Below are 9,953 nucleotides of genomic sequence, written 5' to 3'. Positions count from 1 at the left end.
TAAGCATAGAGCATAATCTTCAGCATCTGTTTTGGCGTTGCAGTATTTTTCCGAATCCGGAAATAAGTCCCTAATAAATCTGAAATATTCATCTCCTCCACGAATTGACTTAGCAAACGCACCGAATCATTATCTGGGATTATGTAATCGATATTTAGTGGCAGTTTTAGTTGATAAAAATCTTCTGCCAGAGTATAATTCTTTTGTAAGATTTTATTTATTAGCATAAGTATATTTTACACCTTTTGCCAGGCTTTTCGAAGCCTGGCATTTGTGTTTTTGCATAAAAAAGGAGCTGCGCACTAATTACTTAGTGCGACAGCCCCATCTGTTTTCGGACAAGGTCAGGCATCCACGTGGATGCACGGGAAGGAGGAATACAAATGGAACAGGCACTTGCTTATGTGTGCTGCTCGCCAGAGGATGGCAGAGCAAAGGTACAGAAATACTGCCGGAAAATCTATGAACTGGGCTATGTCCCAATCTGTCCGCAGTTTGGTTTTGCGCCATTTCTGGATGAGAGCGAAGCGGAGGATCAGCAGGCATTAAACCGAATGTCCCATCTGGTCTTACGCAGATGCCGGATGGTGGTAGTCTGCGGAAAAAATATCACAGGAACCATGAATACAGAAATCAGCATGGCAGACAGATTACATATCATCTGCACCACGCTTGAGGGTCTTATCAAAATCAAAGAAGCAGAATAATCCGTGGCATCGACCCTGCCGGGTGCAGACGAAGTGGTGCGACTGGTTTTGCAAGCATAGCGTTTGGATATCCAAACGCACTTTGGGGAGAACCCCAACCCCCCAATATCGAAATGGAAAAGGAGAGACAAAATGACAGGTTTATTAATCAGCTTCGTGATGGGTGTAATGGCAGGAGGCATTGTTATGAGTCTTGTAATCAAAGGGAAAGAATACGATGAACAGATGGAAGATGTGTGGAATAGTCGAAAGCCGAGGGATGAGAAAGAGAAAAAACAGATCCGCTTTACAGACAGCCGGGGGCACCTTCTGTTTTTGATTCCAGATGAAGGGACCATTCAGCTTGTGTATGAAAATGGAGAAAAGGTGGTAAGCCTTTGCAAATATCAAAGCCCCGATTATTTCAGAATCAATAACAAGATATGGAAGACACAGGAATTTGCAGAGGAGATGGAAAAGCGGGGGATTTCCTACTATCCTCTGAACAGAGATGAAAAATAGAAAACGGTATGTGACCGGGAAGTAGGTGGAGAATGAGAAAAAGAAATCATGTGATCCCTGTCCGACTCAATGCGAAGGAGCTGCGTCATCTGGACGAGTCCGTATCGGAAAGTGGACTAAGCAGGGAAGAGTATCTTCGAACCTTAATCATTGGTGCGGAGGTTCGGGCAAAGCCATGTGAGCATCATGCAGACCTGCTTAGAAAGATTGCAGGGCTCTGCAACAATGCAAATCAGCTTGCCCATACTGCCAATGCCACAGGCATGGCAGGAAATGAAAGCGTTCAGGAGATGCTTCGGATATCCAAAGAAACGTGGCAGCTTGTGAAAGAGGAATGGTAGTGGCCTATGGCATACACCAGTATCATCCCCGTCCACCGCCTGGACAATTCCATTAACTATATCAAGGATAAAAATAAAACAAGCAGGGACCATGCAGGCAGTCTGGAAGAAGCCATCGACTATGCCATGAACCGGGAAAAGACAGACACGGAAGTCTTTGAAGATGCCATTGGCTGCACCTGCGAAGGTGCCTATGAAGATATGCTGGCTACAAAAAGGCGATTTCATAAGCAGGAAGGGGTACAGGGATATCATCTCATCCAGAGCTTTGCCGAAGGGGAGGTGACACCGGAGCTTGCCCATCTGATCGGGCAGGAGCTGGCAGAGCAGCTACTAAAGGGGCGATTCGAGGTGGTCATTACGACGCACCTTAATACCAGCCATTACCATAATCATCTGGTATTCAATTCAGTGAGCATGTTGGATGGAAAAAAGTATCACAGCAATCGCAGGAGCTACTACGAGGAAGTCGGGCAGATATCCGATGGATTATGTCAAAAATATGGGTTGTCTGTTATTGAACCGAAAGAGTCAACATCCATGCATTACAGTGAATGGAAAGCAGAGCAGGAAGGTCGGGCAACGTGGCGTACCGGAATCCGCATGGATATCCGTGATGCCATTGCGGAGAGCTTTACATGGAAACAGTTCGTAGGCCAGATGGAACAGAAGGGCTATGTGTGGAAAATGAACCGAAAATATATTGCCCTTCGTGCGCCTGGGATGGAACGATTTGTAAGGCTTAAGAGTCTTGGAAAGACGTATTCTGAAGCAGCCATTCGGGAATGGCTGCTTGCACCAAAGGGCAGACCACTGGCTGGAGGAAGGCACTCCAAACAGCCGAAAAAGAAACTCCGTGGGCTGCAGGCACTTTATTATTCTTATCTGTATCAGATGGGTGTGCTAAAGCAGAAACCAAAGAGCGCATCCTATTTGGTGCGGGAAGATATTCGAAAACTGGATGTACGAATCCAGCAAATGGAATTCCTGCAGAAACATGAGATTACCACCAGAGAGGAACTGCGGGCATATAAGAAACCGCTGGAAGAACAGATCCTTGCACTGGTAAAGGAGCGCCATGCGCTGTATGGCATTCAGCCAAAGCCAGAACGTACAGGGCAGATTACAGAGGAGCTGAAGCCGCTGCGAAAAGAGCTAAAGCTATGCACCCGTATTGAAGTACAGTCCAAAGAGATGGAACAGCGGATGCAAAGGGCGCAGGAATACGCACAAAAAGCGGAACAGGAGAAAGAAGAAAAGAACCTACATGACAAAGAAATCAGGCAGGAGCCGGAAAGGGGGTGACAGGTATGAATCTAGGAGGTGATGCGGCGGATCAGATGGTACGGTATTCCTTAGAGGGAATCGACCATGGGCTCCGTTTGTCTGGAAGTATTGCGAAGAATCTGGCAGTGTTTTTTGCTGCAGTCCTAAAGGACCAGAAGAAAACGCATGGCAGGACCAACATGCTGCGGATGCTAAAGGATAGCCGGCCTTTGAAATTTTTTACGGTCCCATCCGATAGAATCAGGGAATTTTGTAAGGAAGGGAAAAAAAGAGGTCTGCTCTATGTAGTCATCCGGGACAGGAAAAATCCGGAAAAATGTGAGCTGATGGTGTTTGCAGATGATGCAGCCAAAGTCAATCGTGTTATGGACCAGATGAATCTGGACTTCGTGAAATCAGAAAGTGGGTCGGCTGCACATGAAGTGGTGCAGAATGTAAGTAAAGATCTGGCAGTACCAGAACCGGTAAAGACAGAAACGGTGTCTATGCCGGACGGAGATATCCAGTTTGAAATCAGCGAACTGGATGAAGAATTTAATATTCAGGGTGCGGGTGGTAAAGTGGAAAATTTTACGAAAGCGCAGGAAATGACAGCAGAGAGTCTGTCCGAACATTCCTTGCGCAACAGCGATTCTTTTATCGGGCCGGAAAGGGTGAATGAGCCTAAAAAACCGTCTGTTCGTAAAGATTTGAATCAGATCAAAAAGGAAAAGCAGGAATCCAACCGCAAGAAGCGTCAAAGAAATAAGAACCGCAATACCAGAAGACAGAAAAAGAAGATGAAAGCAAATGGGAAAGGAAGGTAATAGAATGGACTTAAATAAATATATGAAAGCAGAGCCAGAGGGTTCTGAAGCAGGAGAAAACCGTCTCTCAAAAGAAGAGTACGCTGCCATGAAAAAGCAGGAGAGGGAAGAAGTCTGGGCAGAGGTAGATGCAAAAGCACAGGATATCTTTAAGGACGGAGATTCCTTAAAAGGATTCCTTGATTTTGTAGCACAGGTCAGACCGCAGAGGACTCCGAACCTGTTGCTGCTCTACAGCCAGAATCCAGAAATCCGACAGGTAAAGACCTTTGAAAAATGGAAGGAAGAGAAGCGTACCTTAAAACCAGGTGTGCAGGGCTACCGATTCATTGCCAGTCAGGATTATGAAAAGGATGGCGTGGCCGCGCAGGGATATGCTATCCGCAAGGTCTATGATGTGAGCCAGATCCGTATGCCACAGCCGGAGAAACCGGAGCCGAAACCAGTGGAAGAACTGTTGGGTGCACTCTTGACAGAAACGGAGGTGAAGGTACAGATTGCAGACAATTTGCCGGAAAACGTGCAGGCACAGTATATTCCGGGGCACCGTACTGTCTATGTGCGAAATGGGATGGGGGAGGAAACCACGTTTCATGCCATCAGCCGGGAATTGTCCTGTGCTGCTCTGGACAGGCACGATGGAAGCTACAGCCGGGCAGGGATTTCCGCACAGGCATACTGCACCGCTTATGTCATCGCACAGAAATATGGCGTGGAGACATCCGGCTTTGCCTTTGATAAGGTGTGCCAGATGCAGGAAAATGGGGCGAAGGACCCGAAGGAACTGCGTGCCTTTGTTAGTGACATCAAGACAGCCACCTATGCCATCGGAACACGCATGGACCGCAACATGGGCAGTCAGGAGCAGGAGTTTGCCTCGGATGAATTTTCCGTGCCGGATGGTGCAGGAAAAAAGGCAAAAGTCAGCAAGCCAAAAGTACAAACAGAACGCTAATAAAAAGGTGCCTATTCTTTGAATAAGCAGTAGATATCTGACCGGGTATGTGGTATGTTGTGGGTAGAGAAAAAGCAGGAGGAAGGTGTCGAAATGACGGAGAAAAGACGATGCGTGAAAATGGACGAGATTATGAAAAACATGCTGATTCATTCTCTTTTGGAAGTCTTTCGGGAAGAAAAAGCGAAGGACCTGCCTAAAGAAGTTTCTGGAAATCTGATTCTTAGAATTGCAGAACAGAAAGAAATGAAGCTGTTCCTTACCGATGCGGAATACCAAAAAGTGATAGAGGCACTCAACAAGCTTCGTGACAGCTTTATCCATGCAGGCCGCTACCCAGATGGAATTGACAGTGTCATGATAAAGATTATACGGGCAAAGTATAAAAGATATGCGGAAAGATGAATACATAAAAAAACAGTAGGAAAAAGTGAATCAGATGAAGCAAAAATCATCAGATGTAACAGCCAGCCAAGGACAGAGAGTATTTCTCAGTTTTTGGCTGGCTTATTTTATGCTTGGAAAGCAAAAAGTACGATATTGTATCAGATGCTTTCAATGGAAGGAGGAATGTAAAAATGGACAGAGAAAAAATGCGTGTTGAAGGACTTCGGAAACGCTATCCGGTGGGAACCATGCTTTGTTTAAATTCGATGGAAGGAGAGCCACAAATGCCCGCTGGCTTAAAAGGGAAAGTATTTTGTGTCGATGATATCGGACAAATCCATGTGGAGTGGGAAAATGGCAGCTCGCTTGCCCTTGAACCGAAGGTAGACAGTTTCCATAAAGTGGATGAACCGGAGAAGAAAAAAGAAAAGGGAGAGCCATCCCGGTAGGGAGTAGCAAAAGGTCAGAATGGGTGGTCTGGCTTTTTGCACTGCCAGTCGTCTGGTGGGCGGCACTGCTGATTGCAGATGCCATAAAGCCGGGTATGAATCTGCTGGCGATCATGGAAGTGCTGACGGAGAAGCTAAATCATCCGTTTTCACTTCATATCACAAAGTACACAGTTAAGTCGGTGTTTATCTGTACCTTACTGTATGGAATGGGCATCGGCATTTTTTATGCCAGCCAGAAGAACTATCGCAGGGGAGAAGAACATGGCTCTGCCAAGTGGGGTGATGTTCAGCAGATCTGTAAGAAATACAGGGAGAAAAAATACGATCAGAACTTGCTTGCCACCCAGAACTTCCGCATCGGTTTAGATGCTTATAAGCATAAAAGAAACCTGAATTTTCTGGTGGTTGGTGGATCGGGTGCAGGAAAATCCAGAACCTATGCCATCCCAAACATCATGCAGTGCAACTGCTCTATGGTGATCACAGACTGCAAATCAGAACTGCTTCGGAAGACCGGAGGGCTCCTAAAAGCCAAGGGCTATGAGGTGCGGGTGTTTGATCTGATCCACCCGGAGACATCCTTTTGCTATAATCCGTTTCGCTACGTGCAGGACGATAAGGATGTGCTGAAAATGATCACGAACCTGATTCAGAACACCACACCCAAGGGGGCGCAGGCTTCCGACCCCTTTTGGGAGAAGTCGGAAACCGCACTGCTTCAGGCGCTGATGATGTACCTGCTCCATGAAGCCCCGCCGGAGGAACAGAACTTCCCGATGATCATGGAGATGTTATCCAGCGCACAGGTCAAAGAGGAAGACGAAGACTATGAATCCCCTCTTGACATCCTGTTCGAGCGCTTGGAGATGCGAGACTCGGAGAGCATTGCAGTCAAGCAGTACCACATATACAAACAGGCAGCCGGAAAGACTGCCAAGTCAATTCTGATATCGGTAGGCGTTCGCCTTGCCGCTTTCAACTTAAAACAAATCGCAGATTTAACGAGTACGGACGAACTGGACCTTGCAAGCATCGGAGAGAGGAAGGTTGCGCTTTTCTGCTGTATTCCAGACGCAGATACTAGCCTCAATTATCTGGTAGGCATGATCTACAGCAACCTGTTCCAGACCCTTTATTATGTGGCAGACCGTAAATATGGGGGAAGACTGCCCATTCCAGTGCACTGCATCATGGATGAGTGGGCAAATGTGGCACTGCCCAATGATTTTGAAAAAGTGCTTTCCACCATGCGGTCACGTTCGATTTTTTGCAGCATCATTATTCAAAATATCAGTCAGATGAAAGCCTTGTTCAAGGATTCCTGGGAGAGTCTGATTGGGAACTGTGATGAGTTTTTATACCTGGGCGGCAATGAGAAAGAGACACATAAATATGTTTCGGAACTGCTGGGGAAGGAGACAATCGACACCAATACCTATGGGCAGACCAAAGGACGTTCCGGTAGTTATTCCACGAATTATCAGCAGAGCGGAAGAGAGCTGCTCCAGCCGGATGAGGTGCGTATGCTGGATAACCAGAAAGCACTGCTGTTTGTCCGGGGAGAACGTCCCATGCTGGATGACAAATATGATTTGATGCAGCACCCGAACATCCGCTACACAGAAGATGGCGGTGCAAAGCCTTTTGACTATGCAAAAGCACCGTTGGCACACGATACATTTCAATTTGACGAAAGTCGCTATGAAGATTATGAACTGCTCTCCGGGGAAGAGATTACCGGGGAGCTTTTTTGAATGGAGGAATGCGAATGAGAGTAACTGGTTTTAATGAATTATGCAAGAAGAAAGATAAGAAGAAAAAAGAGAAGAGAGAAACAACCCCCATGCCAATGAAGGCAGGACCCAGAAAGGCCTTTGCCTGCTATGTCATCCTGGTATTGAATCTGTGCGTGGGAACGATTTATGCCTACGCAGCCGGGGACCCGTTATCGGTGGTCAACAACCTGTCCACGTTTATCTTTTCCCTAATCCGTGCCATCGGCCTGATTCTGCTTGGATTTGGCATAGTACAAGTAGGACTCAGCTTAAAGAGCCATGACCCCAGCCAGAGAGCCAATGGTTTTCTGACATTGGCAGGCGGTATCATCATCACCTTTGCAAAGGAAATCTTAGATCTGATTATGGGGTAAAGCTACCATGGTCAGTCTGAAACAGCGGCAGGTACAAATACAAGTACCTGCCATAACTTTGCATGCAGGGAGGTGAAAATGATTGGAAAGTGATAACTGGATTGTGCAGAATCTAAACTCTGCACTGGAAACATGGAATGACAAGCTGGGCGAGATATGGACACTTCTGACACAGAATCCGGAGACTTTTAAGGGCGGCGAGATATGGTCAGTGATGACGAATATCAATGGCGCATTAAAAGCCATCGGCTATGCCTTGTTGGTGTTGTTCTTTGCGGTTGGTATCGTTAAGACGTGCGGAAGCTTTACAGATATGAAAAAGCCGGAGCATGCAGCAAAAGCGTTTATCCGCTTTGCACTGGCACAGGGAGCGGTGATGTATGGCATGGAACTTATGAATGCCATTTTCAGCATTGTGCAGGGTGTCATTTCCAAAATTATGGGAAATGGAAGTATAAATGGGGGCGTATCACGGCTCCCGGCGGAAATCGTGGGGAAGATAGAATCCGTGGGGATGCTGGAGTCCATACCATTATGGATTGTCACACTGCTTGGAAGTCTTTTGATTACCGTCATGAGTTTCATCATGATATTAAGCGTCTATGGCAGGATGTTCAAGCTGTATATGTATACGGCTATTGCACCGATTCCCATATCCACCTTTGCAGGAGAGCCGACCCAGTCGGTGGGAAAGAACTTTATCCGTTCTTATGCAGGGGTGTGCCTGGAAGGAGCCATCATCGCGCTGGCCTGCATCATCTTTGCAGTATTTGCAGCGAGTCCGCCCGCTGTGGGAGATACTGGGCTGTCGGCGGTAACCATTGTTTGGAACTATATTGGAGAATTGATCTTTAACCTGCTGGTTCTGGTAGGTGCGGTAAAAGCATCAGACCGTATCGTAAAAGAGATCATGGGATTATAGGAGGATTTCGATGAGCGAAATAAAGGAAAGAAAAAAGTTAGGATATGACTGGGAGTACGGGTATGAGGAATTGTCCATTTAGGTGTCTGCTTATACGAATAATGACAGGCTTTATGTAGGGCTGGTCTTACAGGAAGAGCGTGTACAGGAATTCTATGGGAGCCTGACCATTAATCTGCCGGATGAACCAGCAGAGAAAAACGAGGCTTATATCGATGCATTGGCAAGTGAAGATAAACTGAAATTCATTCGTACCCATAAGTTGGGAAAGGTACTGCCGGATAAAGGGTATTCCGGCTATGGCGTCTATGCCAAGGTAGCGTTCGATTTGCAAAGGCTGAGAGAACTTGACCCACAGGGTATGAAAGAGTTTGAAAAACTGCATGGTATCGAAGAAGAGAGCCAGCAGGTCAAAAAGAAGAAAGCACGAAGTGATGATGCTAGGTAGCACACCAAATGGGAAATGGCATCCTTGCATTAGCACTGGAAATACAAAGAAAGGAAAAGCAGCGGAGACAAGTCGTTCGCTGTAGTTGAAAATGAATGGAAGTAAAAATGAATAAAGAAATCCGGGACTACCAGGAGTCCATGTTCTTCGGTCTGAATTTCAGACAGTTCCTGTTCTCACTGCTGGCAATCGCGATAGCAGTGGGCATCTATTTTGGAACGAATGATGTGCTGGGAGAAGAAATGACCGGGTGGATTTGTATGCTTGGGGCGGCGCCTTTTGCGGCCTGCGGATTCTTTAAGTACCACGGAATGACAGCCGAGCAATTTCTATGGACGGTCATTAAGTCAGAACTGCTCTATCCAAAGAAGCTAACCTTCCACTCTGAGAATCTGTATTATGCCTGCCTGCAGGAATGTATCGAAGCAGGCAAACAGAGCAGATCAGATGGAAGTCAGATCATAGAGGCAAGACGAAAAAAGACAGAAAAGAAAATCAGCAAAAAAACAGAGAAAAAGGGAAGGAGCTTCCTGTATACTTTAAAGAGTAAAGGGAATTGACCAAAAAGAATACCTCAGGTAAATTTAGATTATTACTGACCGGGAAGTTGGTAAAAAATCTAAATCACGAGAGGTATCTAAGATGAATAGTAAAACAAGAAAGACAAAAAAGCAAGCAAGTGTAGTGAAATTCGAAATGAATGTTCTGTCAAAGGATGAAATCGCTAAGCGGATTAAATCTATTGAAGAAAATCTCAAAGCATCAACGTGGAGAGAATTGGAAATACAAGGTAAATTTGCTAAGAATGACAAACTCTCTTTCATCTCAGATGAGATGCTTATAGTTGGATGCGATATAGGCAGTGAAACTCATTATATAAGAGCAATCGATGTCAGAGGAAGGGAACTGAGCAAAGGTGCCTTTGGATTCAGCAATACCGCAGAGGGATTTGCGAATGCCAAGGCATGGGTGCTGAACCTTGCAGCAGAAAACGATAA

13 protein-coding genes and 2 pseudogenes are annotated in these 9,953 nt (G+C 46.1%); 14 read left to right on the top strand and 1 reads right to left on the bottom strand.

Annotation, left to right across the window (positions count from 1 at the left end):
• Positions 1 to 227: pseudogene (locus tag BUB85_RS21905) on the bottom strand (IS5/IS1182 family transposase); the annotation flags it as partial.
• 156 nt (positions 228 to 383) lie between these two features.
• On the opposite strand from BUB85_RS21905, the gene BUB85_RS19840 reads away from it, so the two are divergent.
• The 14 genes and pseudogenes from BUB85_RS19840 to BUB85_RS19775 all read left to right on the top strand — a co-directional run.
• The gene (locus BUB85_RS19840) at positions 384 to 707 is read left to right on the top strand and encodes a DUF7768 domain-containing protein (RefSeq protein WP_073113228.1); all 324 of its coding nucleotides are present in this window, start codon (positions 384 to 386) and stop codon (positions 705 to 707) included.
• Between the two features lie 132 nt (positions 708 to 839).
• The gene (locus BUB85_RS19835; RefSeq protein ID WP_084534157.1) at positions 840 to 1,208 is read left to right on the top strand and encodes a hypothetical protein; all 369 of its coding nucleotides are present in this window, start codon (positions 840 to 842) and stop codon (positions 1,206 to 1,208) included.
• Positions 1,209 to 1,240: 32 nt separating this feature from the next.
• The gene (locus BUB85_RS19830; RefSeq protein ID WP_073113226.1) at positions 1,241 to 1,549 is read left to right on the top strand and encodes a plasmid mobilization protein; all 309 of its coding nucleotides are present in this window, start codon (positions 1,241 to 1,243) and stop codon (positions 1,547 to 1,549) included.
• A gap of 6 nt (positions 1,550 to 1,555) precedes the next feature.
• Positions 1,556 to 2,854 (top strand): relaxase/mobilization nuclease domain-containing protein, encoded by a 1,299-nt coding sequence (locus BUB85_RS19825; protein WP_073113225.1) that lies wholly within the window; start codon positions 1,556 to 1,558, stop codon positions 2,852 to 2,854.
• A 5-nt stretch (positions 2,855 to 2,859) separates the two neighbouring features.
• On the top strand, positions 2,860 to 3,642 hold the full coding sequence (locus BUB85_RS19820) for a PcfB family protein (RefSeq protein WP_073113224.1): 783 nt from the start codon (positions 2,860 to 2,862) through the stop codon (positions 3,640 to 3,642).
• 4 nt (positions 3,643 to 3,646) lie between these two features.
• Positions 3,647 to 4,597 (top strand): ArdC-like ssDNA-binding domain-containing protein, encoded by a 951-nt coding sequence (locus BUB85_RS19815; RefSeq protein ID WP_073113230.1) that lies wholly within the window; start codon positions 3,647 to 3,649, stop codon positions 4,595 to 4,597.
• A gap of 93 nt (positions 4,598 to 4,690) precedes the next feature.
• Entirely contained in the window at positions 4,691 to 5,002 is a 312-nt protein-coding gene (locus tag BUB85_RS19810) for a hypothetical protein (RefSeq protein ID WP_073113223.1), read from the top strand.
• 173 nt (positions 5,003 to 5,175) lie between these two features.
• Entirely contained in the window at positions 5,176 to 5,433 is a 258-nt protein-coding gene (locus tag BUB85_RS19805; RefSeq protein WP_073113222.1) for a DUF4314 domain-containing protein, read from the top strand.
• Positions 5,424 to 7,190 (top strand): VirD4-like conjugal transfer protein, CD1115 family, encoded by a 1,767-nt coding sequence (locus tag BUB85_RS19800; protein WP_408607123.1) that lies wholly within the window; start codon positions 5,424 to 5,426, stop codon positions 7,188 to 7,190. Before BUB85_RS19805 ends, BUB85_RS19800 begins: the two co-directional genes overlap by 10 nt.
• A gap of 14 nt (positions 7,191 to 7,204) precedes the next feature.
• Positions 7,205 to 7,585 carry a glutamyl-tRNA amidotransferase gene (locus tag BUB85_RS19795; protein ID WP_073113220.1) on the top strand — a complete coding sequence of 127 codons (381 nt, stop codon included), beginning with the start codon at positions 7,205 to 7,207 and terminating at the stop codon, positions 7,583 to 7,585.
• Between the two features lie 82 nt (positions 7,586 to 7,667).
• Positions 7,668 to 8,507, top strand: coding sequence for a hypothetical protein (locus BUB85_RS19790; RefSeq protein WP_200803600.1), 840 nt, complete (start codon positions 7,668 to 7,670; stop codon positions 8,505 to 8,507).
• Between the two features lie 82 nt (positions 8,508 to 8,589).
• Complete coding sequence (locus BUB85_RS19785) at positions 8,590 to 8,955, top strand: DUF4313 domain-containing protein (protein WP_242945505.1); 366 nt, start codon at positions 8,590 to 8,592, stop codon at positions 8,953 to 8,955.
• 95 nt (positions 8,956 to 9,050) lie between these two features.
• On the top strand, positions 9,051 to 9,515 hold the full coding sequence (locus tag BUB85_RS19780) for a PrgI family protein (protein ID WP_073113219.1): 465 nt from the start codon (positions 9,051 to 9,053) through the stop codon (positions 9,513 to 9,515).
• 82 nt (positions 9,516 to 9,597) lie between these two features.
• Positions 9,598 to 9,953, top strand: a pseudogene (locus BUB85_RS19775) (IS110 family transposase); the annotation flags it as partial.

The sequence above is a fragment of the Hespellia stercorisuis DSM 15480 genome, from assembly GCF_900142165.1.
GTDB lineage: Bacteria > Bacillota > Clostridia > Lachnospirales > Lachnospiraceae > Hespellia > Hespellia stercorisuis.
The sequence above is the reverse complement of the archived record's forward strand: the minus strand, read 5'-3'. Positions and strand labels throughout refer to the sequence as shown.